Source organism: Streptomyces millisiae (genome assembly GCF_031845425.1).
Classification (GTDB): domain Bacteria; phylum Actinomycetota; class Actinomycetes; order Streptomycetales; family Streptomycetaceae; genus Streptomyces; species Streptomyces millisiae.
Genome location: NZ_JAVREM010000002.1, coordinates 259066 through 284713, shown reverse-complemented (window position 1 = coordinate 284713; position 25648 = coordinate 259066). Strand labels below are relative to the sequence as shown.

The 25648-nt window shown below is 73.0% G+C and carries 23 protein-coding genes; 7 read left to right on the top strand and 16 right to left on the bottom strand.

What is annotated here, in order from left to right; all coding sequences use genetic code 11:
• Nucleotides 1-3: 3 nt before the first annotated feature.
• The 6 genes from RNC47_RS03435 to RNC47_RS03410 all read right to left on the bottom strand — a co-directional run bounded on the left by RNC47_RS03435 (nucleotide 4) and on the right by RNC47_RS03410 (nucleotide 5875).
• Complete coding sequence (locus RNC47_RS03435) at nucleotides 4-888, bottom strand: ABC transporter substrate-binding protein (RefSeq protein ID WP_311595367.1); 885 nt, start codon at nucleotides 886-888, stop codon at nucleotides 4-6.
• 31 nt (nucleotides 889-919) lie between these two features.
• Nucleotides 920-1894 carry an ABC transporter substrate-binding protein gene (locus RNC47_RS03430; RefSeq protein ID WP_311595365.1) on the bottom strand — a complete coding sequence of 325 codons (975 nt, stop codon included), beginning with the start codon at nucleotides 1892-1894 and terminating at the stop codon, nucleotides 920-922.
• 50 nt (nucleotides 1895-1944) lie between these two features.
• The gene (locus RNC47_RS03425) at nucleotides 1945-2715 is read right to left on the bottom strand and encodes an amino acid ABC transporter ATP-binding protein (RefSeq protein ID WP_311595363.1); all 771 of its coding nucleotides are present in this window, start codon (nucleotides 2713-2715) and stop codon (nucleotides 1945-1947) included.
• Nucleotides 2712-3698 (bottom strand): amino acid ABC transporter permease, encoded by a 987-nt coding sequence (locus tag RNC47_RS03420; RefSeq protein ID WP_311595361.1) that lies wholly within the window; start codon nucleotides 3696-3698, stop codon nucleotides 2712-2714. The genes RNC47_RS03425 and RNC47_RS03420 overlap by 4 nt, the downstream gene beginning before the upstream one ends.
• Nucleotides 3641-4150: a GNAT family N-acetyltransferase gene (locus RNC47_RS03415; RefSeq protein ID WP_311595597.1), complete on the bottom strand. Its 510-nt coding sequence runs from the start codon at nucleotides 4148-4150 to the stop codon at nucleotides 3641-3643. The genes RNC47_RS03420 and RNC47_RS03415 overlap by 58 nt, the downstream gene beginning before the upstream one ends.
• 471 nt (nucleotides 4151-4621) lie before the next feature.
• Nucleotides 4622-5875, bottom strand: a complete 1254-nt coding sequence (locus RNC47_RS03410; protein ID WP_394814693.1) for a pyridoxal phosphate-dependent aminotransferase — start codon at nucleotides 5873-5875, stop codon at nucleotides 4622-4624.
• Between the two features lie 188 nt (nucleotides 5876-6063).
• On the opposite strand from RNC47_RS03410, the gene RNC47_RS03405 reads away from it, so the two are divergent.
• The gene (locus tag RNC47_RS03405) at nucleotides 6064-6411 is read left to right on the top strand and encodes a VOC family protein (RefSeq protein WP_311595359.1); all 348 of its coding nucleotides are present in this window, start codon (nucleotides 6064-6066) and stop codon (nucleotides 6409-6411) included.
• A 122-nt stretch (nucleotides 6412-6533) separates the two neighbouring features.
• On the opposite strand, the gene RNC47_RS03400 is transcribed toward RNC47_RS03405, so the two are convergent.
• On the bottom strand, nucleotides 6534-7268 hold the full coding sequence (locus tag RNC47_RS03400) for an SDR family oxidoreductase (protein ID WP_311595358.1): 735 nt from the start codon (nucleotides 7266-7268) through the stop codon (nucleotides 6534-6536).
• Nucleotides 7269-7370: 102 nt separating this feature from the next.
• On the opposite strand from RNC47_RS03400, the gene RNC47_RS03395 reads away from it, so the two are divergent.
• Complete coding sequence (locus tag RNC47_RS03395) at nucleotides 7371-7772, top strand: MarR family winged helix-turn-helix transcriptional regulator (RefSeq protein WP_311595356.1); 402 nt, start codon at nucleotides 7371-7373, stop codon at nucleotides 7770-7772.
• Nucleotides 7773-7923: 151 nt separating this feature from the next.
• Here the strand turns inward: RNC47_RS03395 and RNC47_RS03390 are convergent, their stop codons facing one another.
• From RNC47_RS03390 to RNC47_RS03375, 4 genes are read right to left on the bottom strand one after another with little or no spacing between them, the layout of a single operon-like run.
• Complete coding sequence (locus tag RNC47_RS03390; RefSeq protein ID WP_311595354.1) at nucleotides 7924-9756, bottom strand: glycoside hydrolase family 2 protein; 1833 nt, start codon at nucleotides 9754-9756, stop codon at nucleotides 7924-7926.
• A gap of 30 nt (nucleotides 9757-9786) precedes the next feature.
• Nucleotides 9787-10677, bottom strand: coding sequence for a carbohydrate ABC transporter permease (locus RNC47_RS03385; RefSeq protein WP_394814699.1), 891 nt, complete (start codon nucleotides 10675-10677; stop codon nucleotides 9787-9789).
• A 9-nt stretch (nucleotides 10678-10686) separates the two neighbouring features.
• Nucleotides 10687-11634 carry a carbohydrate ABC transporter permease gene (locus RNC47_RS03380; protein WP_311595350.1) on the bottom strand — a complete coding sequence of 316 codons (948 nt, stop codon included), beginning with the start codon at nucleotides 11632-11634 and terminating at the stop codon, nucleotides 10687-10689.
• 34 nt (nucleotides 11635-11668) lie between these two features.
• Entirely contained in the window at nucleotides 11669-13039 is a 1371-nt protein-coding gene (locus RNC47_RS03375; RefSeq protein ID WP_311595348.1) for an extracellular solute-binding protein, read from the bottom strand.
• Between the two features lie 140 nt (nucleotides 13040-13179).
• Between RNC47_RS03375 and RNC47_RS03370 the strand changes: the two genes are divergently transcribed.
• The 5 genes from RNC47_RS03370 to RNC47_RS03350 all read left to right on the top strand — a co-directional run bounded on the left by RNC47_RS03370 (nucleotide 13180) and on the right by RNC47_RS03350 (nucleotide 19992).
• Nucleotides 13180-14223: a LacI family DNA-binding transcriptional regulator gene (locus tag RNC47_RS03370; protein ID WP_311595345.1), complete on the top strand. Its 1044-nt coding sequence runs from the start codon at nucleotides 13180-13182 to the stop codon at nucleotides 14221-14223.
• A 93-nt stretch (nucleotides 14224-14316) separates the two neighbouring features.
• On the top strand, nucleotides 14317-16536 hold the full coding sequence (locus RNC47_RS03365) for an NADP-dependent isocitrate dehydrogenase (RefSeq protein WP_311595343.1): 2220 nt from the start codon (nucleotides 14317-14319) through the stop codon (nucleotides 16534-16536).
• Nucleotides 16537-16691: 155 nt separating this feature from the next.
• A complete protein-coding gene (locus RNC47_RS03360) occupies nucleotides 16692-17579 on the top strand; it encodes an IclR family transcriptional regulator (RefSeq protein WP_311595341.1) in 888 nt (295 codons plus the stop codon).
• Nucleotides 17580-17708: 129 nt separating this feature from the next.
• Complete coding sequence (locus tag RNC47_RS03355) at nucleotides 17709-18998, top strand: glucarate dehydratase family protein (protein WP_311595339.1); 1290 nt, start codon at nucleotides 17709-17711, stop codon at nucleotides 18996-18998.
• 4 nt (nucleotides 18999-19002) lie between these two features.
• A complete protein-coding gene (locus tag RNC47_RS03350) occupies nucleotides 19003-19992 on the top strand; it encodes a 2-hydroxyacid dehydrogenase (RefSeq protein WP_311595337.1) in 990 nt (329 codons plus the stop codon).
• Here the strand turns inward: RNC47_RS03350 and RNC47_RS03345 are convergent.
• Genes RNC47_RS03345 through RNC47_RS03325 form a run of 5 tightly spaced genes read right to left on the bottom strand, consistent with a single transcriptional unit; the run spans nucleotide 19970 to nucleotide 25578 of the window.
• Nucleotides 19970-21022 carry an ABC transporter ATP-binding protein gene (locus RNC47_RS03345; RefSeq protein ID WP_311595335.1) on the bottom strand — a complete coding sequence of 351 codons (1053 nt, stop codon included), beginning with the start codon at nucleotides 21020-21022 and terminating at the stop codon, nucleotides 19970-19972. The two genes, RNC47_RS03350 and RNC47_RS03345, sit on opposite strands and share 23 nt — an antisense overlap.
• A complete protein-coding gene (locus RNC47_RS03340; RefSeq protein WP_311595333.1) occupies nucleotides 21015-22040 on the bottom strand; it encodes an ABC transporter ATP-binding protein in 1026 nt (341 codons plus the stop codon). The genes RNC47_RS03345 and RNC47_RS03340 overlap by 8 nt, the downstream gene beginning before the upstream one ends.
• The gene (locus RNC47_RS03335) at nucleotides 22040-23017 is read right to left on the bottom strand and encodes an ABC transporter permease (RefSeq protein ID WP_311595331.1); all 978 of its coding nucleotides are present in this window, start codon (nucleotides 23015-23017) and stop codon (nucleotides 22040-22042) included. The genes RNC47_RS03340 and RNC47_RS03335 overlap by 1 nt, the downstream gene beginning before the upstream one ends.
• A 14-nt stretch (nucleotides 23018-23031) precedes the next feature.
• The gene (locus RNC47_RS03330; protein ID WP_311595329.1) at nucleotides 23032-23961 is read right to left on the bottom strand and encodes an ABC transporter permease; all 930 of its coding nucleotides are present in this window, start codon (nucleotides 23959-23961) and stop codon (nucleotides 23032-23034) included.
• 3 nt (nucleotides 23962-23964) lie between these two features.
• Nucleotides 23965-25578 (bottom strand): ABC transporter substrate-binding protein, encoded by a 1614-nt coding sequence (locus RNC47_RS03325; RefSeq protein WP_311595327.1) that lies wholly within the window; start codon nucleotides 25576-25578, stop codon nucleotides 23965-23967.
• Nucleotides 25579-25648 lie beyond the last annotated feature (70 nt).

The following is a 25648-nucleotide window of genomic DNA, read 5'->3' as shown; positions in this document are numbered from 1 at the left end:
GCGTCACGCGACGCGGCGGGCCAGGGCCGGGGCCGGCTCGCCGGCCGCGGCGGGGTGGAAGATCCCGGCCAGCGCCTCGACGCCGTCGACCAGACGGGGCCCCGGGCGGGCGAAGGAGGCGTTGGCGTCCACCGCCCACAGCGGGAGCCCTGGCGGCAGCCGGTCGGCCACCGCGGCGGCCAGCCGGGCCGACTCGTCGAGGCCGAAGCCGCACGGCGCGCACACCACCACCTCGGCGCCGGCGGCGGCCACGTCGGCCCAGCCGGTGCGGAAGGACTCGGTGCCGGAGCCGCCGAGCACGCAGCGGCCGCCGGCGGCCTCGACCATGTCGGGCACCCAGTGCCCGGGCGCGAACGGCGGGTCCGTCCACTCCAGCAGCAGCGCGGGCACCGGCTGCCGGCCGGCGACCCGGGAGCGCACCGCGGCCAGCCGCCCCGACAGCTCGGCGACCAGCCGTTCGGCCCGGTCCCGGGTGCCGGTGGCGGCCCCGATGGTCAGGATCGACTCCAGCACCTCGGGCAGGGTGTGCGGGTCGACGGTCAGCACGTCGGCGCGGCAGGCGAGGAAGTCCAGCGCGTCGTGGACGGTGGAGACGTCGACCGCGCACACCGCGCACAGGTCCTGGGTGACCACCAGGTCGGCCCCGAGGCCGGCCAGCGCGCCGCTGTCCAGGTGGTAGAGGTCCTCGCCGGCCGCCATCCGCTCGCTCACCACCCGGTCGATCTCCGCCGGCGGCAGCCCCGCGGGCAGCGCGCTGGTGGAGACGACAGGCCGGGTGCGGGCCACCGGCGGGTGGTCGCACTCGAAGGTGACGCCGACGACGTCGTCGCCGGCGCCGACCGCGAAGAGGATCTCCGTGGCCGAGGGTAGGAGGGACACGATCCGCATCCCCCCACCGTACGTGCGGCGGAGCGGGGGGTCAGCCGTCCTGGCGGGGCAGTCCCGGCGGGTTGATCTCCGACTCCTCGACCGCCTCGTCGGCCAGGCCCCAGCGGTCGAGCACCTGGGCGTAGGTGCCGTTGTCGATCACCTCGTTGAGCGCGGCGGCCAGGGCCTCGACCAGCCCGTTGTCCTTCCTGGTGGTGGCGGCGATCTCGCCCTGGATCTCGTCGCCGCCGCCGGAGATGGTGCCGATGATCTCGGTCTCGCCGCTGACCCGGGAGTGGTAGGCGGCGCTCGGGTTCGGGCCGAGGTAGGCGTCGAGGCGTCCCGAGGAGAGCGCCAGGTAGTAGTCGGTGGGGGTCTGGTAGTAGGCGATGTCGGTGGCTTCGAGCCCGGCGGCCTCGTTCTGCTCGCTCCAGGAGATCAGGATCTCCTCCTGGTTGGTGCCCGAGCCGACGCCGATGCGCCGGCCGGCCACGTCCTCCGGCCCCTCCACCGTCCAGTCGGCGCCGGCCGGGGCCTCGAAGGCCACGTTGTCCAGCCGGTAGGTCGCGAAGTCGTACTTGTCCTTGCGCTCCTCGGTGACCGTGATGTTGCTGAAGCCGGCGTCGTAACGGCCGCTGTCCAGGCCGACGAAGATGTTCGCCCAGTCCACGGTCGACTGGCGCAGTTCGAGGCCGAGCACGTCGGCGACCAGGCTGGCGATGTCGGTCTCGACGCCGATCACCGTCTCGTCGTCGGTGGCGTAGAAGTTCAACGGCGGTGTGGCGCCGACCGAGTTGACGACCTCCAGGGTGCCGCGCTCGCGGATCTCGGCGGGGACGAGGGCGGCGATGTCCGGCACCTCGTCGGTGCGGATCCGGTCCTGGTCGGGGCTGGTGTTGACCTCGGCGGCGCGGTCGGAACGGCCCGGGTCCTGGGCGGCCTCCTCCTCCGGCTCACCGCAGGCGGCGAGGGAGAGGGCGAGGGTGGCGGCGGCGAGGGCGGTGGCCAGGCGGCGGGTGGGCGGCATGTGTGGTTTCCTTCCGCTGAGGGGCGACGAGGCGGGGAATGGCGGGGGTGTCAGAGCACCCGGGACAGGAAGGCGCGGGTCCGCTCGTGCCGTGGGCGGTCCAACACCTCCTGGGGCGGGCCCTGTTCGACGATCCGGCCCTCGTCCATGAAGACCACGGTGTCGGCCACCTCGCGGGCGAAGCCGACCTCGTGGGTGACGACGATCATGGTGGTGCCGGTCTCGGCGAGGCTCCGGATCACGGCGAGCACCTCGCCGACGAGTTCGGGGTCGAGCGCGGAGGTCGGCTCGTCGAAGAGCAGCACCTTCGGTTCGAGCGCGAGCGCGCGGGCGATCGCCACCCGCTGCTGCTGCCCGCCGGAGAGCTGGCGCGGGTAGCTGGCGGCCTTGTCGCCGAGGCCGACGCGGGCCAGCAGCGCCAGCGCCTGGGCCTCGGCCGCCGGCCGGGTCCTGCGGCGGGTGGCGATCGGGGCCTCGGTGACGTTCTCCAGCACGGTCAGGTGCGGGAAGAGGTGGAAGTTCTGGAAGACGAAGCCGATGTGCGCGCGCTGCCGCAGCACGTCGCGCTCCTTCAGCTCGCGCAGCGTCCGGCCGGCGCGGCGGTAGCCGATCAGTTCGCCGTCGATCCGCACCGAGCCGCGGTCGAGCCGCTCCAGGTGGTTGATGCCGCGCAGCAGCGTGGACTTGCCGGATCCCGAGGGGCCGAGGACGACGGTCACCTCGCCGGCCCCGACGCGCAGGTCGACCCCGCGCAACACGTGGAGCTGCCCGAACCACTTGTGGACGCCCCGCACGTCGACCATCGCCACGGGCGCGCTCATCCGGCGCCACCCCGCTCGGCGAGCGACCGGCGGCGGCCCGGCGCGGTGGCGCGGAGCTCGTCGAGCCGCACCCGCAGCCGCCGCAGCGGGCCCGGCGTGGGCTCGCGTTCGGCGCCGCGCGCGAAGCGCCGTTCGACGTGGTACTGCGCGACGGAGAGCAGCGTGGTCAGGACGATGTACCAGACGGTGGCGACCATCAGCAGCGGCACCACCCGCCCGTTGCGGCGGTAGATCACCTGCACCTGGTAGAAGAGTTCGCCGATCGCCATCACCGAGACGATGGAGGTGCCCTTGAACAGCGAGATGATCTCGTTGGCCGCGTTGGGCAGGATGCTCCGCATCGCCTGCGGCAGCACGACGCGCCGCAGCTGTCGGAGTCGGGGGATGCCGAGCGCCGCGGCGGCCTCCCGCTGGCCGGGGTCCACGGCGAGCACGCCGCCGCGGACGATCTCGGCGGCGTAGGCGGCCTGGTGGAGGGCGAGGCCGATGACGGCGGCGGTGGTCGCCCCGATCAGGTCCATCGTCTCGACCCGCCACAGCACCGGGCCGAACGGGATGCCGAAACCCAACTCCCGGTAGAGGTAGGCGAGGTTGAACCAGAAGAGCAGTTGGACGATCAGCGGGATGGAGCGGAAGGCCCAGACGTAGGTCCACGCGACGGTGCGCAGCACCACGCTGTGGGACAGCCGCATCAGGCCGATGACGACGCCGAGGGCGAAGCCCAGGGCGGTTCCGTACACGGTGAGTTGGACGGTCAGCCAGACGGCGCCCACGACGCTGTCGGCCAGCAGGTAGTCGAAGAACACCGGCCAGTCCCAGCCCGGGTTGGTGACGAGCCCGTGGGCGAACTGGGCCAGCAGGACCAGGACGGCGAGCCCGGCGAGCCAGCGGAGGTGGTGCCGGGCCGGCACGATCCGCAGGGTGCTCAGGTCGTCGTCGAGGTCCGTGTCGGGGCGGGCGGTGCCGGGGGGCGCGAGGTCCATGTCGGCGTCTCCGGTCGCTTGGGCGGACGGGGAGATGGCGGCGGCAGCTGCTTCTCGAACGCCAGGGGGCCGATGGTCTCGGGGTCGGCCTCGGTGTCGAAGAGCGGGGTGTAGCCGCTGGCCAGGTAGAGGCCGCGCGCCTCGGGTTGGCGCGGCCCGGTGGTGAGGAAGATCCGGCGGTAGCCGTGCGCGGCGGCCGCCCGCTCCAACTCGTGGACGACGCGCCTGGCGAGGCCGCGCCTGCGGTGCGCCGAGTGGGTCCAGATCCGCTTGAGTTCGGCCGTGGCCGGGTCGTACCTGCGGTAGGCGCCGCCGGCCACGGCCGCGCCGTCGCGCAGCAGGAGCAGCAGCAGGCCGTGCGGCGGCGCGAACTCCTCCTCCGGATAGCGGGACATCTCGTCGGCGCCGCCGCCGTACCGGGTGCGGTACTCGTGCTCCAGTTCGGTGAGCAGCGGCCTGGTGAGCGGGTCGGAGACGCGGGCGGGGACGACGGCGAGGCCGTCGTCCCGGCCGGGCGTGCGCGTCCCGTGGTTCGTCGACGTCACGGCTGAGTTCTCGCTTCCTGTTCCGAGGGAGCGGTGGCTGGCGTGCGCGGGGCACGGCCCGGCGCCGGCGGGGCGCGGGGCGCGGAACGGGAACTCAGCTACAGAGACAGCTGGCGGAACGGCTCAGGTCGATCGGGAGGCACCGGACCAACGGCGGTGCGAGAACCGGTCCGTGCACGGCCGTACCCCCTCACCCGAGAGCCGGAAGGCGACGCCACCCGGCGGGCGTTGGCCGGGTGGAACGAACGTGAAGCTAACAAAGGCGGTTCCGGCTTGTCCACGGCCTCGGCGAACCGTCCATGCGCCGGCCACACGCCCGCAACAACCGGGGCACGCGGCGGCGTTCGGGCCGTGGGCCGGCAGGTTTCGCGGGGTGGGTCAGGCGCCCCAGTAGCCGGGGGACTCCTGCCCGACGGGCAGCGCGCCCTGGGCGGGGACGGGCGCCGGCACGTACCAGTCACTGCCGTAGAGGACCTGGCACATGCCGGTGAGCAGCCGGGCCACGTCGGCCTGCGGGCGGACCACGAGGCGAAGGTAGGAGCTGCTGCTGTGCAGCTTGTTGCCGCACTCGCGGACCAGCACGCCGTGTTCGGCGAGCAGCCGGTCGCGCAGCAGCGCGCCGTCGACGCCCTCGGGGAGCTTCACCAGGATGAAGTTGCCCTGGGAGGGGAAGGCGGTGATGCCAGGCAGCTTGCTGAGCTGACGCAGCATCTCCTGCCGGTCGGCGTGCACCTGTTGGAGGCTCTGGCGGTACTCCTGCCGGTGCTCCCGGATCGCGAACACCACGTACTCGGCGAGCGAGTTGAGGTTCCACTTGGGCAGCGCGTCCCGCACCCGCCTGGCCAGCGCGGGGTTGGCGACCAGGTAGCCGAAGCGGATGCCGTGCAGCCCGAAGTTCTTGCCGAGGCTCTTGAGCACGACGACGTTGGGCAGCAGCACCGCCTCCTGGGCCACGCTGGGCTGCGGCTCGCTGCTGACGAACTCGATGAAGGACTCGTCGACCACCACCAGGTCGAGGTCGATCAGGGCGTGCAGCATGCTGATGACGGCCTGCCGCGGCAGGTAGCCGCCGTCCGGGTTGTTGGGGTTGCAGATCACGGCGGTGCGCGAGCCCCGCGACTGCACGAAGGAGACGAAGGCGGCCGGGTCGAGGGCGAAGCCGCGCTCCTCCGGCAGCGGGAACATGTCCACCCGCTTGCCGGTCTCCATCGGCTGGTCGGTCCACCGGCCGAAGGTGGGCACCGGGACGGCGAGGCTGTCACGGACCAGCAGGTGGTCGATCCAGGTGATCAGCTCGGTCGAGCCGTTGCCCATGGCGACCGTCTGCGGGTTGAGTCCGAGCACCGAGCACAGCTCGGCCGCGATGGTGTCGGCGCCGCTCGGGTAGTAGGTGAGGATCCCGCGCAGCTCGCGGGCCAACTGCTCGAACATGGCGGGGGTCGGGAAGTACGGGTTGCAGGGGATGCAGAAGTCGACCGTGCCCTCCGCGCCGCCGGCCCTGCTCAGGGAGAAGAACGACGGGCTGTGGGCGGTGCTCGCCCGGAACAGCTGCCGCACGTTGTCCGGCCGGCCCCCACCGCCTGTGGTGGCGAGACCGCCCGCGCCCTCCGACGGGTTGATGGCGACAGTCAATCCGACGACCTCCTCGGTCACTTCGCTGCCCGGACCTGCCGGACCGCGACCCTCCGCTCCCCCGGTGTCCCGAGGGTGGCACCGGGAGCGCGGCGGGAGCGCGGATTGCGTCTAGATGGATAAGAAACGCGTCGCGTAGTACTCCTTGGGGATCAAGGAGCCGTGTCAGTCACTCACCGGAGGTCCCGATGTCCGTTCGCCGTGTCATGCCCGTCATCCAGTCGGAGGCCGTGGCGGAGAGCCGGGGTTTCTACGGTCTGTTGGGCTTCGAGGAGGTCATGGATCTCGGATGGATCACGACGTTCGCGTCCCAGGCCACCCCGGCGGCGCAGATCAGCGTCATGACCGCCGACAAGACGGCTCCGGTCACCCCCGACCTGAGCGTGGAGGTCGACGACGTGGACGCGGTCCACGCGGCGGTGCGGGAGAGCGGGGCCGAGATCGTCCACCCGCTGAGCGACGAGGAGTGGGGCGTGCGGCGCTTCTTCGTCCGCGACCCCAACGGCCGGGTGATCAACGTGTTGAGCCACCGCTGACGCCCCTCCCCCGGCCGACGTCGGTACCACCGCCACCGGGACCCTGCCGCGGGACGGCAACGGGCTCTACCCCAGGGCCGTCCGCCTCGCGCACAGCGGCCCGGCCAACGGCCGCCCAGGCGTCAGAACAGGCCGCCACCCGCGTGAATGGTCTGGCCGGTGATCCAGCCGCCGTCCCGCGAAGCGAGGAAGGCCACGACCGCCGCGATGTCGGAGGGCTCGCCGAGACGGCCGAGGGGTGCCCGCGCGCGGGCTTCCGCCAACTGTTCGGCGGACGTGGTCGACAGCAGGGTGTCGGTGCGGGTCGCGCCGGGCAGGACGTTGTTCACGGTGATCCCGCGCGGCCCCAGTTCCTTCGACGCTGACCGAACCATCTGCTCGGCGGCCGCCTTACTGGCCGCGTAAAGGCCGGCGGACGGCCGCGCCGTGACGGTCACCCCGCTGGATATCACCACGATGCGCCCTCCGTCCCGTAGGCGGTGGGCCGCCTCGCGCAACGCCCAGAAGATGGGCCGCGTGTTCGTGTTGAAGAGGAACTCGAAGTCCTCGTCGGTCGCGTCGGCCAGCGGCGCGAACCGGGCGACGCCCGCGTTGGCGACCAGGATGTCGAGGGCGCCGTGGGTGTCCTCAACCGCCTCGAACAGCCCGCGTAGTTGGTCGGGGTCCGCCACGTCGGCGCGTACGGCCGTGGCGTGGCCGCCGGCGCTCTCGACAGTGGCCACGACCTCGGCGGCGGCCTCGGCGTCGTCGCGGTAGTTCACGATCACCCGTACCCCGTCCGCTCCCAGCCGTTCGGCGATGCCCCGCCCGATTCCTCGCGAAGCCCCGGTGACCAGGGCGACTCGTCCGCCTGACACGTGCCCGTCCTCCACTCGCCAAAATAATCAATGATCCCGACAGTCGAGATCATCGACTTTATTGGTCGAGGATGTCAACCACCTGCCCAGTAGACTGACCTCATGACGTCCGAAGACCTCGCCGCCGCGGTGGCCGCGCTGCACCGCGAGGTCTCCCTGCTCTACACGGAGATCGCCCGCGACCTCGAACTGACCAGCCAACAGACCCAGTTGCTGTGCGCCCTGTCCCGCAGGCCGTCCTTCGGCGAACTGGCCGCCACGCTCGGCTGCGACAAGACGAACGTGACCGGCATGGTGGACCGGCTCGAGAAGCGCGGCCTGCTCGCCCGCGAGCCGGACGCCAGGGACCGGCGGATCAGCCGCGTGGTGCTCACACATGCCGGCGACGAGCTCAGGCAACGGATCCGGCACCGCTTCGGCGCCGCGGCAACGGAGCGGTTCGGCAACCTGGCGCCGGAGGAACGCGCACGTTATGCCGCTCTGGCGGCCGTGCTCACCGGCTGACGACGACTCCAGCTCGGAGCGACCGGGGCGGCGCCGGGCGCGAGCCGCGCTTGGCGACGCACACGCTCGGCGACCGGGCGCCCCCACCGCGGGACTGTGCGCGGTCACCGGACCGCCGCTTGAAGCAGCGCCGCGGCGGGCGGGGTGGGCGTCAGTCCTCCGGGGAGTCGGCTGACTCGATCGCGGCCGGGCGGAGTTGGGCCGCGCGGATGCGGGAGACGTCCAGCTTCTCGGTGCGGTCGAAGCGGTAGATGCCGTTCTGTTCCTGGAAGACGTCGGTGAGTTGGGTGTAGCAGTAGCCGAACATGTCGGGATTTTCGAGGAGCACGCCAGTGAGGCCGGCGAAGCGGGTGTGGAACTCCTCCTCGTCGCGCGGGCGGTCGCCGTAGCCCCAGGACTCGTGCCGGTCGTCGCCGCGTGCCTCGGCGGCGGTCTCGGGGTGCCACCAGATGCCGCCGAACTCGCTGACGAAGTACGGCTGGCCGCGGTACGGCAGGGACCAGGGGCGGCCGTCGGGCGAGGCGTTGACGAACGGGTCGCCCTTGGCGAGGCCGGCGAGGAGTTCGCGGAACGCGGTCGGGTCCTGCTCGTAGCTGTGCGAGTCGTAGACATCGCTCTCCGGCACCCGGTGCGCGTAGCCGGAGGCGTCCAGGACCGGCCTGCTGGTGTCCATGGCCTTGGTGGCCAGGTACATGGCGCGGGTGACGTCGTCCAGCTCCGTGATCCGGTCGTGGAGCCGCTGGTGGGTCTCGTTGAGCGGGCACCAGCCGACGATCGCGGGGTGCGAGTAGTCGCGCTCCAGGGCCTCCAGCCACTGCGCCACGTAGGAGGCGTCGGGGCGCTGGTTGTCGTCGGCGGTGGCGCCGGTGTTGCAGCCCCAGTCGCCGAACTCGCCCCAGACCAGGTAGCCGAGCCGGTCGGCGTGGTACAGGAAGCGCTCGTCGAAGACCTTCTGGTGGAGCCGGGCGCCGTTGAAGCCGGCGGCCATGGCGAGTTCGATGTCGCGCACCAGGGCCTCGTCGCTCGGCGCGGTCATCAGGCCGTCCGGGTACCAGCCCTGGTCGAGGACGAGGCGTTGGAAGACGGCGCGGCCGTTGAGGGTGATGGCCCGGCCACGCCTGCCGACCGAGCGCAGCCCTGCGTAGCTGTCCGCGGCGTCGACCAACGCTCCGTCGCCGTCCAGGAGTTCGAGGCGCAGTTGGTAGAGGTGCGGGTCCTCGGGGCTCCAGGGCCTGGCGCGGTCCTCGGGCACCGGCAGATGGAGGCGGGGGGCCAGGTCGAGGTCGGCGCGGACCTCGGCGCGCGCCACCTCGCCGGCGGCGTCGGAGAGCACGGCCCGCACCCGGTGTCCCGGCCGGTTCTCGGAGAGCGGCAGTTCGAGGTGGAAGGCGGAGCCGGCCAGGTCGGGGGTGACGCGGGGCCTGCGCAGGTGGGCCTCGGGGACGGGTTCGAGCCAGACGGTGCCCCAGATGCCGGTGGTCCGCGTGTAGTTGCAGTCGTGGTTGGCGTACTTCACGGCCTGCTTGCCGCGGGCCTGCGGGCCGAACCGGTGGTCCCTGGCCCGCACCACGAGGGTGACGGAACGGCCGTGCCCGGGCACCTCGCCCAGGTCGGCGGTGAACGGGGTGAAGCCGCCGCGGTGCCTGGCGACCTCGACGCCGTCGGCCCAGACGGTGGTGTCGTGGTCGACGGCCTGGAAGTGGAGCAGCGCCCGGCGCCCGGCCCACTCGGCGGGCAGGGTCACCGTCCTGCGGTACCAGACGGCCTCCAGGAAGTCGGTCTCGCCGATGCCGGAGAGCTCCGACTCGGGGCAGAAGGGGACGGTGATCTCGCCGTCGAGTTCGCGGTCGAGCAGGCCGCGTTCCAGGCCGCTGTCGCCGCGGTCGAACTCGAACTGCCAGGCGCCGTTGAGGTTGAGCCAGTCGCCGCGGGTGAACTGCGGTCGCGGGTACTCGGGCCGCGGCACGGCGGAGGGGGTGGACACACGAACTCCTGTCTGAGCTTTCGGGAACGGTCAGGCGCCGCCGAGGCCGGTGGTGGCCACGGACCTGACGACGCGTCGCTGGAAGAAGAGGAAGACGACGATCAGCGGGGCGGCCGCCACCACCGCGGACGCCATGGACTGGGCGTAGACGAGGCCGAAGGTGTCCTTGACGGTGGCCAGGCCGACCGGCAGCGTCATCAGGTCGGGGTCGTTGGTGACGATGTAGGGCCACAGGAAGTTGTTCCAGGCGCCGATCAGCACGAACACCGAGACCGCGGCCACGATGGGCCGGGAGAGCGGGAGCACCACGGAGCGGAAGACCTGGAGTTCGGACGCGCCGTCGAGCCGGGCGGCCTCCTCGAGCTCGCGCGGGATGGCGTCGAAGAACCGCTTGAGGACGAACACCATCATCGGCGCGACGGTCTGCGGCAGGATGACGGCCCAGTAGGTGTCCACCAGGTCGAACGCCAGCATCTGCTGGAACAGCGGCACGATCAGCAGCTGCGGCGGCACCAGGATGGCCGCCACGGTGACGGCGAGCAGCGCCCGGCGGCCGCGGAACGTGCCGCGGGAGAGGCCGTAGGCGGCGAGCGTGGAGACGACGACGGTGATCACGGTGACCGCGCCCGTGATCAGCACGCTGTTGAGCGCCCACAGCGGCACGTTGCCGCCCTCGAAGATGCGCCGGTACGCCTCCAGGGTGAGGGCGCCCTTGAGCGGGTTGAGCCCCGGGGCCGCGGCGTCCTGCTCGCTCTGCAGGGAGGTGCACACGGCCCAGACGAACGGCAGCAGCCACAGCGCCGCGAACAGCGTGAGCGCGCCGCCGGCCAGCGCCCTGGGCAGCCGGCCGGCGCCGAGCGTCAGCGGCGCGCCCCGGTCCTCGTGGTGGCGACGGCGGGGGCGGGTGGCGGTGGTGACCAGAGACACGGGTCAGCCCTCCCGGCGCGGCATGAACCGCAGTTGGGCGATCGATATGACGATGACGAGCGCGAAGAACAGGTAGGAGATGGCGGAGGCGTAACCCAGCCGGTAGCCGGTGAAGCCGACGTCGTAGACGTACTCGAGGATGGGCCGGGTGGTGCCGTCGGGCCCGCCCTTGGTGAGGATGAAGATCTGGTCGAACACCTTGAGCGAGGCGAGCACCTGGAGGGTGGCGACCAGCACGGTGGTGCGGCGGAGTTGGGGCAGGGTGACGGACCACAGCCGGCGCCAGGCGCCGGCGCCGTCGAGCGCGGCGGCCTCCTGGAGGGTGTCGGGCAGCGACTGGAGCGCGGCCAGGTAGAGCAGGAAGTTGAAGCCGACGGTCCACCAGACGGTCAGCGCGGCGATCGACCACATGGCCCAGGACTCGTCGGAGAGCCAGCTGACCGGGCCGAGGCCGACCGCGTCCAACGCCTGGTTGGCGAAGCCGAGTTCGGGTTGGTAGAGCCAGTTCCAGATCATGGTGACGACGGTGACCGGCAGCAGGTAGGGGGCGAAGAACGACAGCCGCCACACCCACTGGCCGGCGAGGCCGGTGTGCACCAGCAGCGCCATGGCCAGCGCGACGAGGACCAGCGGCACCGCGGAGATCACGGTGAAGAACACGGTGTTGGCGAGGCTGCGCCACATGTCGGGATCGCCGAGCGCCTCGGCGTAGTTGGCGAGGCCGACGAACTCGGTGCCCCGGAGGGTCAACGACTCGTCGGTGAGGCTCATCCACACGCCGTGCGCCACCGGCCAGAGCAGGAAGAGCGCGAAGAGCACGGCGAAGGGGAGGACGAAGAGGGCCCCGGTGCGGCGGGGGCCGGGCCGCCGGGTGGCGGCCTCGGACGGTGTGGTGGTGGCGGTGGTGCCGGCGCGGGCGGCCGCCGCGGGCGTCGATGCTGTGGTGGACACGCGGGACTCCGGGGAAGTGGGGACGCGGCGGCCGTCAGACGACGGGGTTGGGCTGGTCGAGCAGTTCGGCGCACTCGTCGATCAGCCGCTCCACCGCCGCCTCGGGCGAGGCGTCGCCGAGCAGCACGGCCTGGAGCGGCTGGCACATCTCGTTCTGGAAGGTGGAGCCGGCCCCGGTGAACCAGGTGGGCGGGTCCAGGACGGCGCTCTCGGCGGCGTCGACGTAGGAGGACTGCGGTTGGAGCTCGTGGTAGGCGGGGTCGGTCGTCACCGGCTGGTAGGCCGGGATGTGGCCGGCGCTGGCCCAGGTGAGGCTGCGCCGGAGGATCTCGGCGACGTAGCGGTGTGCCTCGCGGCGCCGCGCCGGGTCCGGGTTCTCCTGGTGGGGCAGCACGAAGCTGTGCGAGTCGGCGAAGGCGCCGGGCCGGCCGAACACCGGCGGGAAGGGGGCGGCGCCCAGCGGCCGGCCGGCGGCCGCCAGGGTGGGCAGCTCCCACTCCCCCACCATCAGCAGGCCGCCGCGTCCGCCGTTGAAGGCCGCCATGGCGCCGAAGTAGTCCAGGTTGTTGGGGTTGGCCCGGCCGTCGAAGAGGTCGCGCATGAAGGTCACCGCGCGGAGGGCGGCGTCGGCGTCGATCTCCGGCGGGCCGCCGTCCGGCAGCGCGAAGGTGGCGCCGGTCTGGGCGTAGAGGCCGTGGAAGAGCCGCCAGGTCTGCGCGGGGTCGAGCACGTGGCCGAAGAGCATGCCGGCGGCGCCGCTCGCCTCGGCCAGCGCGGCGCCGGCGGCCAGCGTCGCCTCCGGGGAGTCGAGTTCGACGAGCCGGCCCGCGCCGTCGAGCAGCCCGGCGCGGTCGGCGATCTCGGTGTCGTAGAAGACGACGAAGGGGTGGGTGTCGAGCGGGACCGCGTAGAGCCGGCCGTCGTGGTGGGACCGCTGCCAGAGCCCGGGCACGAAGTCCGCCTCGGTGATGCCGAACTCGGCGAGCAGGTCGAGGTCGAAGGGGTCGAGCAGGCCGCCCGGCGCGTAGCCGGCCATCCGGGAGAGGTGGAGCACCGCGACCTCGGGCGGCCGGCCGCCGGCGGCGGCCATGGCGAGCTTGGTGTAGTAGGACGGGCCCCACTCCAGGATCGTGCGGTCGACGCGGAAGCCGTCCCGGCCGCCCGAGACGTCGGCGATCATCTCGTCCATCAGCATGCCGTCGCCGCCGGAGAAGGGGTCCCAGACCCGCAGGTGGTTGGGGCCGCCGGCGGATCCGGGGGCGGCGCAGCCGCCGAGCGTCCAGGGGGCGAGGGCGGCGCCGGCGCCGGCGAGTCCGAGGCCGAGGAGCCGGCGGCGCCCCAGCCGGGGCGGGCCGCCGGGATCGGCGGGCCCAGGGGGACGGCCAAGGGGTCGGTCAACGCTCATCTCGCACCTCTTTCGACGCCCTCCGTTGGACGCGCGGCCTTTTTACATCGATGTACATTCGCTGTAAAGGCCCCGGTCACGACACGAAGGGGGCGGGGCACGCGGCACGTAGGATCGGGGGTCGGCTCCGAGGAGGTTGGGTGGCCAGGCCCAGGATCAAGGACGTGGCGCGGCGCGCGGGCGTCTCCGAGAAGACCGTGTCGAACGTGATCAACGACTACGCGCACGTCTCGGAGCGCACCCGGCGGGTGGTGCGGGAGGCCATCGAGGAGCTGGGCTACCGGGTCAACCTGGCCGGCCGACACCTGCGCCGGGGCCGCACCGGCATCGTGGCGCTCGTGGTGCCCGAGCTCGACATCCCCTACTTCGCCGAGCTGGCCAACGGCATCATCGCGCACGCCGAGCGGAAGGACCTGACGGTCCTGGTGCACCGCACCAGAGCCGACCGGGAGCACGAGCTCGCGGCGCTGGACGGCTTCCGCTCCGACTTCGCGGACGGGGTGATCCTCTCGCCGCTCGCCCTCACCGGGGACGACCTGCGGGAGCGCCGCGGCACGCTGCCGCTGGTGCTGCTCGGCGAGACCGTGGAGCCGGGGTTCGCCGACCACGTGGCCATCGACAACGTGCTGGCGGCGCGCGAGGCCACCGCGCACCTGCTCGGGCTCGGCCGGCGGCGGATCCTGGCGGTCGGCGGCCGGGACCGTCCCGGCCCCGGCACGGCGGAGGCCCGCACCCTGGGCTATCGGCGGGCGCTTGAGGGGGCGGGGCTGGCGTACGACCCGGCCGCGGTGTGGCCGGTCGCCGAGTTCCGGATGCCGCACGGCGCGGCCGCGGTCGCGGAGGCGCTGGCCGCCGGGCACCGGTTCGACGCGCTGCTGTGCCTCAACGACCAGTTGGCGCTCGGCGCGCTGCGGGCCCTGCACGAGCACGGCCTGCGGGTGCCGGAGGACGTGGCGGTGGTCGGTTTCGACGACGTGGAGGCCGGCCGGTACAGCGTGCCGACGCTGACCACGGTCGCCCCCGACACCGACGCGGTGGCCTCGGTCGCGGTCGAGCTGCTGCTGCACCGGATCGCCGAGGCGGGCGACGGCGGGGAGCCGCCGGCCCCGCCGGACGAGCGGGTGGCCCCGCACCGGCTCGTGGTGCGGGAGAGCACGACGGGCGCCGAACGTTCCGTCCGGTGAGGCCGATGACGGGGGTCACTGTCGACCCGGACCCCCCACAAGATATCTTGACGTCAAGACGACGTAGACGTGAGAACGTGAAGCGGAGTAGCGGTGACTGACTCGACCATCATCTATACGCACACCGACGAGGCCCCGGCCCTGGCGACGTACTCGTTCCTCCCCGTGGTCCAGGCGTATGCCGCGACGGCCGGCGTCGGCGTCGAGACCCGCGACATCTCGCTGGCCGGGCGGATCATCGCCTCCTTCCCCGAGTACCTGGAGGAGTCGCAGCGCATCGACGACGCGCTGGCCGAGCTCGGCGAGCTGGCCAGGACGCCGGCCGCCAACATCATCAAGCTGCCGAACATCTCGGCGTCCATCCCGCAGCTGAAGGCGGCCGTCGCCGAGCTGCGCGAGCAGGGCTACGCGCTGCCGGACTACCCGGACGACCCGCGCACCGACGAGGAGCGGGAGATCCGCGCCCGCTACGACCGGGTCAAGGGCTCGGCCGTCAACCCGGTGCTGCGCGAGGGCAACTCCGACCGCCGGGCGCCGGCCTCCGTGAAGAACTACGCCAGGAACCACCCGCACCGGATGGGCGCCTGGTCGGCGGAGTCGAAGACCAACGTGGCGACCATGGGCGTCGACGACTTCCGCTCGACCGAGAAGTCCGTGACGATCGCCGAGGCGGGCTCGCTGCGCATCGAGCTGGCCGGGGACGACGGCTCGACCACGGTGCTGCGCGAGTCGGTGCCGGTGCTGGCGGGCGAGGTCGTGGACGCCTCCGTGATGCGGGTCGCGGCGCTGCGCGAGTTCCTGACGGCGCAGATCGCCAGGGCCAAGGCCGAGGGCGTGCTGTTCTCGGTGCACCTGAAGGCCACCATGATGAAGGTCTCCGACCCGATCATCTTCGGCCACGTGGTGCGGGCCTTCTTCCCGAAGACGTTCGCCGCCCACGGTGAGACGCTGGCGGCGGCCGGGCTCACCCCGAACGACGGTCTCGGCGGCATCCTCAAGGGCCTGGAGTCGCTGCCCAACGGCGCGGAGATCAAGGCGTCCTTCGATGCCGAGCTCGCCGAGGGCCCGGCGCTCGCCATGGTCGACTCGGACCGGGGCATCACCAACCTGCACGTGCCGAGCGACGTGATCGTCGACGCCTCGATGCCGGCCATGATCCGCACCTCGGGCCACATGTGGGGCCCGGACGGCCAGGAGGCCGACACCCTCGCGGTGCTGCCCGACAGCTCCTACGCCGGCATCTACCAGGTGGTCGTCGACGACTGCCGCGCCAACGGCGCCTTCGACCCGGCCACCATGGGCTCGGTGCCCAACGTCGGGCTGATGGCGCAGAAGGCCGAGGAGTACGGCAGCCACGACAAGACCTTCGAGATCCCCACCACCGGCACCGTGCGCGTCGTCGACGAGTCGGGGAACGCGGTGCTGGAGCAGGCGGTCGGCGCGGGCGACATCTTCCGCATGTGCCAGACCAAGGACGCGCCGATCCGCGACTGGGTGAAGCTGGCCGTCGGCCGGGCCCGCGCCACCGGCGACCCGGCCGTGTTCTGGCTGGACGAGGACCGGGCGCACGACGCCCAGCTGATCGAGAAGGTCCGCGCCTACCTGCCGGAGCACGAGACGGCGGGCCTGACCATCGAGATCAAGGCGCCGGTCGACGCGATCGCCTTCTCGCTGGAGCGGATCCGCCGGGGCGAGAACACCATCTCCGTCACCGGCAACGTGCTGCGTGACTACCTGACCGACCTGTTCCCGATCCTGGAGCTGGGCACCAGCGCCAAGATGCTCTCGGTGGTGCCGCTGATGAACGGCGGCGGCCTCTTCGAGACCGGCGCCGGCGGCTCCGCGCCCAAGCACGTGCAGCAGCTGGTCAAGGAGAACTACCTGCGCTGGGACAGCCTGGGCGAGTTCCTCGCGCTGGCGGTCAGCTTCGAGCACCTGGCGCAGACCACGGGCAACGCCCGCGCCCAGGTGCTGGCCGACACCCTGGACCGGGCCACGGCCACCTTCCTCAACGAGGACAAGTCGCCGAGCCGCCGCCTGGGCGGCATCGACAACCGGGGCAGCCACTTCTACCTGGCGCTCTACTGGGCCCAGGAGCTGGCCCGGCAGAGCGACGACCCGGCCCTGGCCGAGGCGTTCGACGGCCTGGCGAAGACGCTGACCGAGCAGGAGTCGACCATCGTCGAGGAGCTGGTCGCGGTCCAGGGCTCGCCGGTCGACATCGGCGGCTACTACCAGCCGGACCCGACCAAGGCGTCGGCGGTCATGCGCCCGTCGAAGACCTTCAACGACGCGCTGGCGGCGCTCGGCTGACGACCGGCCGAGCAGGGCGTGGAGGGGCGCGGACCGCACGGGCGGCCCGCGCCCCTTCCGTTCGAGGTCGGCGGTAGCGTTGTCCTCCACCCGGGGGCGGTCCACCCGGCGGTCGGAACCCCGACGGCCACGCCCCTGGCGCCAGGAGGGGCCGGATGACCGCACCGACCGACCGCCACCGCGACCGCGTGCCGGAGGACCAGGCCGTTCCCGGGCCGGCCGCCGCCGAGCCGACGCCGTCCGAGGAGCGGACCGGCGGGGTGCGTGAGGTGAAGTCCGCGGCGCGGACCCTGGAGCTGCTCGAGTTGCTGGCCGCCAGGCAGAACCGTCCGGCCAGGCTGCGGGAGCTGAGCGAGGCGCTCGGCATGCCCCGCAGCAGCTGCTATGCCGTGCTGCGCACCCTGACCAAGTACGGCTGGGTGCGCACCGACGCCTCGGGCACGCTGTACGGGATCGGGATCCGGGCGCTGCTGGCCGGCACGAGCTATCTGGACACCGACCCCTATGTGCACACCGCCAAGTCCGTGCTCGACCGGCTCGGCGAGCACCTGGACGAGACGTTCCACCTGGGCCGGCTCTCCGGGACCGACGTGGTCTACCTGGTGACCAGGGAGTCGGGGCAGTACCTGCGGCCGCACAGCCGGGTGGGGCGGCGGCTGCCGGCGTACTCGACGGCGCTCGGCAAGGCGCTGCTGGCCGGTCTCGACGAGGCGGGTCTCACGGAGCACCTGCCGGCCGAGTTGGCGCCGCTGACCGAGCACACCCTCACCGACCGGGCGGCGCTGAGGCGGGACCTGGCCGAGATCAGGGAACGCGGCTGGGCGGTGGACCGGGAGGAGAACACCGTGGGCGTGAAGTGCTTCGCGCTGCGGCTGCGGTACGCGGAGCCGGCGACCGACGCGATCAGCTGCTCGGTGCCGCTGGCGCGCCTGACGCCGGCCCGGGAGGAGGACATCGTCACGGCGCTCGGCCGGGCCCGGGACAGCATCGAACAGGGCGTGCTCTCCCTCGGGTTGGGGGCCTGGGGGGCGGACGAGGGCTGAGCCCCGGGAGCATCGGCCGTCTTCATTTCTGACTGCTGTCTACCTATATAGACGGCACGTGGTTAGACTGCCGCCGTACCCGTCCGATCGCTGACGAGGCCGTCAGCTGCCGTCCGCCGGAGGGCCACGGTGCCAGAACAACCGTCCAACGAGCCGCACCGCATCCGCGACATCCGGATCACCCCTGTCGCCTTCCGCGACCCGCCCCTGCTGAACACCGTCGGCGTCCACGAGCCGTTCGCGCTGCGCGCCATCGTGGAGGTCACCACCGACTCCGGGCTCCACGGGCTCGGCGAGACCTACGGCGACGCGGCCCACCTCGACCGGCTGCGGGCCACCGCCGCGCGGCTCACGGGCGTCGACGTGTGGCACGTCCAGGAGCTCGCCCACCGCACCCGCCAGGCGCTGGCCGCCGACTCCACCACCGGCGGCCACGGCATGAGCGGCATGGTGACCGGCACCAGGGCCGCCGACCGGGTGCTCTCCCCCTTCGAGGTGGCCTGCCTCGACATCCAGGGCAAGGCCCTCGGCCGCCCGGTGAGCGACCTGCTCGGCGGCGCCGTGCGCGACCGCGTCGCCTACAGTGCCTACCTGTTCTACAAGTGGGCCGGCCACCCGGGCGCCGAGCCCGACGAGTGGGGCGCCGCGCTCGACCCGGACCAGCTCGTGGCGCAGGCCCGCCGGATGGTCGACGACTACGGGTTCACCGCGATCAAGCTCAAGGGCGGCGTCCTCCCGCCCGAGGAGGAGGTGGCGGCGATCCTCGCCCTGCGCGAGGCGTTCCCCGACCATCCGCTGCGCATCGACCCCAACGGCGCCTGGAGCGTGGCCACCTCGATCCGGGTCGGCAAGGAGCTGGCGGGGGTGATCGAGTACCTGGAGGACCCCACCACCGACATCGAGGGGATGGCCAGGGTCGCCCGCGAGGTGCCGATGCCGCTGGCCACCAACATGTGCGTGGTCGCCTTCGACCAGGTCAAGCCGGCCGTCGCCCAGGACGCCGTCCAGGTCATCCTCTCCGACCACCACTTCTGGGGCGGGCTCGGCCGCTCCAGGTCGCTCGCCGCGATCTGCGACACCTTCGGGCTCGGCCTGTCCATGCACTCCAACTCGCACCTGGGCATCAGCCTCGCCGCGATGACCCACCTCGCCGCCGCCACCCCCAACCTCACCTACGCCTGCGACACCCACTGGCCGTGGAAGGACGCCGCCGACGACGTGATCGTGCCCGGCGCGCTGGCCTTCGAGAACGGCTCGCTCGCGGTGCCGACCGGCCCCGGGCTCGGCGTGGAGCTCGACCGCGACGCGCTGGCGCGGATGCACGAGCAGTACCTCGCGTGCGGCATCAGGGAGCGCGACGACACCGGCTACTACCGGCGCGCGCACCCCGGCTTCGACCCCACCCCGCCCCGGTGGTGAGGACGTGCGGATCCTGCTGACCGACCCCATCCTCGACCGGTTCCGCTCCGAGCTGACCAGGGGCGGCGCCGACGGCCACGACTGGGCCTTCCTCGCGGGGGCGCCCGACGCGGCCGTCGCCGCCGAACTCCCGGCCGCCGACGTGCTGGTCGCCTCCCGGGTGACCGCGCCCATGGCCGAGGCCGCCAGCCGGCTGCGGCTGCTGCACGTCACGGGCGCCGGCGTCGACCGGATCGCCCTGGACGCGCTGCCCGCCGCCACCACGGTGTGTACCACGGCGCACCACGGCCCCTCGATGGCCGAGCACGTCGTGATGGTCACGCTGATGCTCTCCCGCCGCGTGCTGCGCGCCGACCGGCTGATGCGCGAGGGCCGTTGGGAGTCGGTGGCGGTCGACCCCGGGGTGCCGCTCGGCGCCACGCTGGCCGGCCGCACGGTCGGCGTCGTCGGGCTCGGCCAGATCGGCGGCCGGGTGGTCGGCGCGCTGACGGCGCTCGGGATGCGGGCCCGCGCGGTGCGGCGGGACCCCGCCGCACCGCTCCCGGCCGGCCTGCGCCCCGGGCAGCTCGACCGGGTGGACGGCGAGGACGGCCTCGACGCGCTGCTCGCCGAGTCGGACGTGGTGGTGCTCACGGTGCCGCTCGCCCCGGCGACCAGGGGTCTGATCGACGCGGCCCGGCTCGCCCTGATGCGGCCCGACGCGCTGCTGGTCAACGTGGCCCGCGGGCCCGTCGTCGACGAGGACGCGCTCTACGAGGCGCTGGCGGGCGGCGTGATCGGCGGGGCGGCGCTCGACGTGTGGTGGAGCCACCCCAAGGACGGCACCGGCGGTCGGGGCTACAGCCGCCCGTTCGACACCCTGGAGAACGTGGTGCTGACCCCGCACCACTCGGGCCACACCACCGAGACGTTCGGCGGCCGGGCCCGGGAGATCGCCGACAACATCGCCCGGCTCGGCAAGGGCGAGCCGCTCACCGGCGTCCTCCGGAGGTGAGCCCCCTGACGGCGGCGTCCAGCGGGAAGTGGCAGAGCCCCTCGTGCGGCTCGTCGACGCCGGGCCGGGACGCCGCCGGAGGCGCCTGCTCGGCGCACAGCTCGGTCGCCTGCCAGCAGCGGGTGCGGAACCGGCAGCCCGAGGGGATGTCGAACGGCGAGGGGATCTCCCCGCGCAGCGCGATCTCCCGGTCCTCGCCCGCCGCGCCCGAGGCGTCGAGCGTCGGCGCCGCCGACATCAGCGCCGCCGTGTAGGGGTGCAGCGGCCGGTCGAACACGTCCTCGGTGCGGCCGTGTTCGATGACCTTGCCGAGGTACATCACGGTCACCCGGTCGGCGACGTGCCGCACCACCGACAGGTCGTGGGAGATGAAGACGTAGGAGACGCCGAGCCGTTGCCGCAGGTCGGACAGCAGGTTGAGCACCTGCGCCTGCACCGACAGGTCGAGCGCGGAGACCGGCTCGTCGCACACGATCAGGTCGGGTTCCAGCGCCAGGGCGCGGGCGATGCCGATCCGCTGCCGCTGCCCGCCGGAGAACTCGTTGGGGTAGCGGTGCGCGTCGCTCTCCCGCAGGCCGACGAGGTCGAGCAGCTCCCGCACCCGCCGCTGCCTGGCCTGGGCGGTGGGCTGCACGTCGCGGTGGGTGCGCCACGGCTCGCCGATGAGGTCGGCGGCGGTCATCCGGGCGTTGAGCGAGGCGAACGGGTCCTGGAAGACCATCTGCACCCGGCGGCGCCAGGCCAGCAGCGCCTTGCCGCGCAGCGCGAAGGGGTCGGTGCCGTCGAAGCGCACCGTGCCGGCGTCGGGTCGTTCGAGCCGCAGCAGCACCCTGGCCAGGGTGGACTTGCCGCAGCCCGACTCGCCCACCAGGCCGAGCGTCTCGCCGCGGCCGAGCCGCAGGTCGACGCCGTCGAGCGCGGTGAGCCGGCCGCGGCCGGACCGGAAGGACTTGCGGACCCCGGTCACCTCCAGCAGCGGCGCGGCGCCGCGGACGGCCTCCGGCGTCCTTTCGACGGTGGTCTCAGACACGGGCGAGCTCCTCCGAGAAGTGGCAGGCCGTCGAGCGGCCGGGTCCTGCGGGCGTCAACACGGGGCGCTCACCCACGCAGCGCTCCCGCGCCAGCGGGCACCTGGCCTGGAAGACGCAGCCGGCCGGCACGGCGCTGAGCTCCGGCGGGCTGCCCGGCACGGCCGGCAGCCGCTCGCCGCGGCGGGCGTGTTCCGGCACCGAGTCGAGCAGGCCCTTGGTGTAGGGGTGGCGCGGCGCGGCGAAGACCTCCCGCACCGGGCCGGTCTCCACCACGGTGCCCGCGTACATCACGGCCACGTCGTCGGCGCGCTGGGCGACCACGGCGAGGTCGTGGGTGATGAGCACGACGGCCAGGTCGTGCTCGGTCTGCAGGTCCCGCAGCAGCCGCATGATCTGCGCCTGCACGGTGACGTCGAGCGCGGTGGTGGGCTCGTCGGCGATCAGCACGTCCGGTTCGAGGGCGACGGCCATGGCGATCAGCAGGCGCTGCCGCATGCCGCCGGAGAACTGGTGCGGGTAGGCGCGGGCCCGCTCACGCGGCTCGGGGATGCCGACGCGCGCCATCAGCTCGATCGCCTTCTCCCTGGCCGCCCGCCGGGAGAGCCCGCGGTGGATGCGGAAGGGCTCGGCGAGCTGACGGCCCACCGGCTGCACGGGGTTGAGCGCGGTCAGCGCGTCCTGGAACACGATGGACAGCCGGGGTCCGGCGAGCCGTCGCCGCTCGCGCGGGCCGAGCCGCAGCACGTCGGTGCCGGCGACCCGCACCGAGCCGCCGGTGACCTCGGCGACCGGGTCGAGCAGCCCGACGACGGCCTGCGCGGTCATCGACTTGCCGCATCCTGACTCGCCGAGCAGCGCGAGGGTGCGGCCCCGGTGCAGGGTGAAGCCGACCCGGTCCACGGCGCGGACGGTGCCGGCGGCGGTGTGCAGGTCCACACAGAGCCCGTCGACCACCAGGGCGGGGGCGTCGGCCGGCCGCTCCTCCGCCCCTCTCTTCGCTTGCGTCTTCGCGGGCATCAGGCGGTCACCTCCGGGGTGACGGGGCGGGTGCCGCGCCGCTTGCGGGGCAGCGTCAGGCGCCAGCGTTGGGCGGGGTCGGTCGCCAGCCGCACCCAGGCGGCGAGCACGGTGGCCGAGACGGTGACGAGCATGATGGCGATGCCGGGCAGGACGGCGATCCACCAGGCGCTCTGCAGGTACTGGCGGCCCTGCGCGACCATCAGGCCCCAGCTGACCTCGGGCGGCTGGATGCCGATGCCGAGGAAGCTCAGGCTGGACTCGGTGAGCATGACGAAGCAGAAGTCGAGGGTGGCGACCGTCAGCAGGGTGGGCAGGGCGATCGGCAGGAGGTGCCGGTAGATGATCGGCCAGCTCGGTGTGCCGAAGGTCCGGGCCGCGTCGACGAAAAGCCGGCTGCGCAGCTCGGCGGCCTCGGCCCTGGCGGTCCGCAGGTAGACCGGGACGCGGGCGACGGCCAGGATCGCGACCAGGTTGCCGACGCTGGGCGCGAAGACGTAGAGGACGACGACCGCGATCAGCAGCGAGGGGAAGCTGAGGATGGCGTCGGCGAGCCGCATCGCCAGGTTCTCGCGGAAGCCGCCGTGGTAGCCGGCCCACAGGCCGAGCGCGGAGCCGACCACCAGCGAGCACAGCACGGCGGGGACGGCGACGGACAGCGTGGTGCCGGCGCCCTCGACCAGCCGGGCCAGCACGCTGCGGCCGAGCACGTCGGTGCCGAGCAGGCCGGCGAGGCCGTGGTCGAGGGAGGGGGGCCGCAGCGAGGCGTCGAGGTCCTGCCGCAGGGCCCGGTCGCCGAGGAGCAGCGGGCCGAACACGGCGACGAGGAGGACGAGGCCGAGCACGACGGCGGCGACGGCGGCGGCCCAGTCCCGGCCGAGCAGCCGCCACCAGCGCGGCTGGCGGGCGCCGGGTCGGGCGGTGGGGGCGTCGTCGGGGGGTGCGGCGCCGGTCGCGGGCTTCGCGGTGGTGGTCATCGTGGCTCCTTCTCTCAAGCCGTGACCGGCTGGCGGACGCGGGAGTCGATCAGCGCGTGCGCGACGTCGACGACGATGTTCAGGGCGAAGATCGTCACGGCCGTCAGCAGGACGGCGGCCTGGAGGACGGCGAAGTCCCGCTGCAGGATGGAGTCGATCATCAGCTTGCCGATGCCGGGCCAGCCGAAGATCGTCTCGACCACCACGGCGCCGTTGACCAGCCCGATGGTGAGGTCGCCGGCGACCGTCAGGACGGGGGTGGTCGCGTTGCGCAGGGCGTGCCCGAACACGACGCGCCGCTCGCTGGCACCCTTGCTGCGGGCGACCTTGACGTAGGGCGCGGAGAGGGCCGCGACCATGCTGCCGCGCACCACCTGCACCAGCACGCCGAAGGGGCGGATCAGCAGGGTGGCGATGGGCAGCACCCAGACCTCGGGGCCGCCGAGGACGCCGGAGGTCGGCAGCCATTCCAGGCTCACGCCGAAGACGAGGACGCCGACGATGGCGAACCAGAAGTCGGGGATGCTGGCGGCGGTCATGGCCAGCAGGCTGGAGAAGCGGTCGACCAGCGAGTTGGGCCGGTAGGCGGCGACGCTGCCGACCAGGACCGCGCCGAGGACGGCGATCAGCATGGTGACGGCGGCGAGTTGCAGCGTGGCGGGGAAGGCGGTCAGCACCATGTCGGCGGCGGACTGGCCGGTGCGCAGCGACTCGCCGAAGTCGAGTCGGACGACCTGCCCCAGGTAGTCCCAGAGCTGGGCCGGTATCGACTGGTCGAAGCCGTTGGCGGCGGCGAACTCGGCCCGCTGCTCCGCGGTGGCGCTCAGCGGCAGGTAGAGGTCGACGGGGTCGCCGGCGAGTCGGGCGAGGCAGAACACGCCGAGCACCACGAAGACCAGGGGGACGGCGCTGGAGAGGATGCGGTTGCGCAGGAAGACCGTCATGTCTCAGCCCTCGTCTCCGGCTCGGGCGTCGCCGGCGGGCCGCACCTCGGCCAGCCGCATCTCGTCGCCGGTGGCCGGGTCGGGCTCGTACTCGACCCCGGGGGCGAGCCCGAGCAGGCCGCGCATGTGGGCGAGGTAGGCGTACTGGGCGACGGTCTCGTCCTGGTAGGAGAGGACGTCGGCGAAGGCGTCCTGGCGGTCGGGTCCTGAGGTCGCGTCGGCCTCCGCGATCCGCCGGTCGAGGTCGGCGGTGCCGAAGGTGGACTGCGGGCCCTCGCTGAGCAGGTACTGGCTGGCGGTGAACGCCGCGTCGCCGGCCTGGTTGCCGTGCATGATGAGCAGCGCGACGGGCCCGGCGTCCTCCGGGAAGGGGCGCAGCTGGTACTGGAGGTGCGCCGCGGTGTCGGTCATGCGGATCCTTACGTTCAGACCGATCTCCGCCAGCTCGTACTGGAGGGCCTCGGCGGTCTCGGCGACCCGCGGGAACTGGCTGTTGCGGGCGATGAGGGTGATGCGCCGGTCGACGGGGACGCCGTCGGCCGCGGCCTCCTCGACCAGGGCGCGGGCGGCCTCCGGGTCGTAGGGGGTGGGGCTGAGCTCGTCGTTGAAGCCGACGACGCCGCGCGGCACCAGCTGGGCCGCGGGGTCGGCCTCGCCGTCGAAGAGGGTGTCGACGATGCCGTCCCGGTCGATGGCCAGGGAGATCGCCCGGCGGACCCGGATGTCGTCCAGCGGGGCCTCGGTGCCGTCCAGGCGCAGGGCGGTCGTCTCGTTGTTGGGATAGGGGACCGAGTGCTCCTCGGTGGCGTCCTCGGGGTCGATGGCGGTCGCGATGTCCGCCTCGCCCCGCTCGATCATGGCGGCCCGGACACTGGACTCGGCGCGCCAGACATAGCGGGCGGTGGCGTAGGCGGGCGCCTCGCCCCAGTAGTCGTCGTGGCGGCGCAGGGTGATGGAGACGCCGGTCTGCCAGTCGGCGACGGCGTAGGGTCCGGTGCCGATCGGTTCGCGGACCTTGGCCTCGGTGCTCGTGGTGCGGGGGACGATCTCCACGAAGCTGAGCCGCAGCGGCAGGATCGGGTCGGGCTCGCCCGTGGTGACCGTGAGTCGGGTGTCGCTGGTGGCCGTGGCCGTCAGCTCCATGTCGCCGAAGACGTAGCCGTCGACGTTGCAGGCCAGGTCGGAGTTGACCGCGCGGTCGATGGTGAAGGCGGCGTCCTCGGCCGTGAAGGGCTCGCCGTTCTGGAAGGTGACGCCCTCACGGATGTCGAAGGTCCAGGTGGCGGGGTCCTCCGCGGACTGTTGCCAGCCGGTGGCGAGCAGCGGCAGCAGCTCGCCGGTCGTCGGGTCGCGCTCGACCAACGGCTCGGTGATGTTGGAGCGGACGACGACGCCGGTCGAGGTCAGCGACGACTCGCAGGGTTCGAGCGTCGGCGGTTCCTGGCCGAGCACGACCCGCAGGGTGTCGCCGTCCGCGCTGCCCGCGTCGCCCCCGCCGCCGCTGTTCGCCACGGCGCACGCGCTGGTCAGCAGCAGCGTGGTCGAGACGACGGCGGCGAGTGCCGCGCGGGCCCGGCCCGGTGAGGGGGTGGGAGGTACGGCAGACTTCGTCGTCATCGTCTCTCCGGAGAGCTGGAGTGGTACCGCGGGGGACGCGCGAGCCGGGTGGGGAGTCACTCAGCCCACG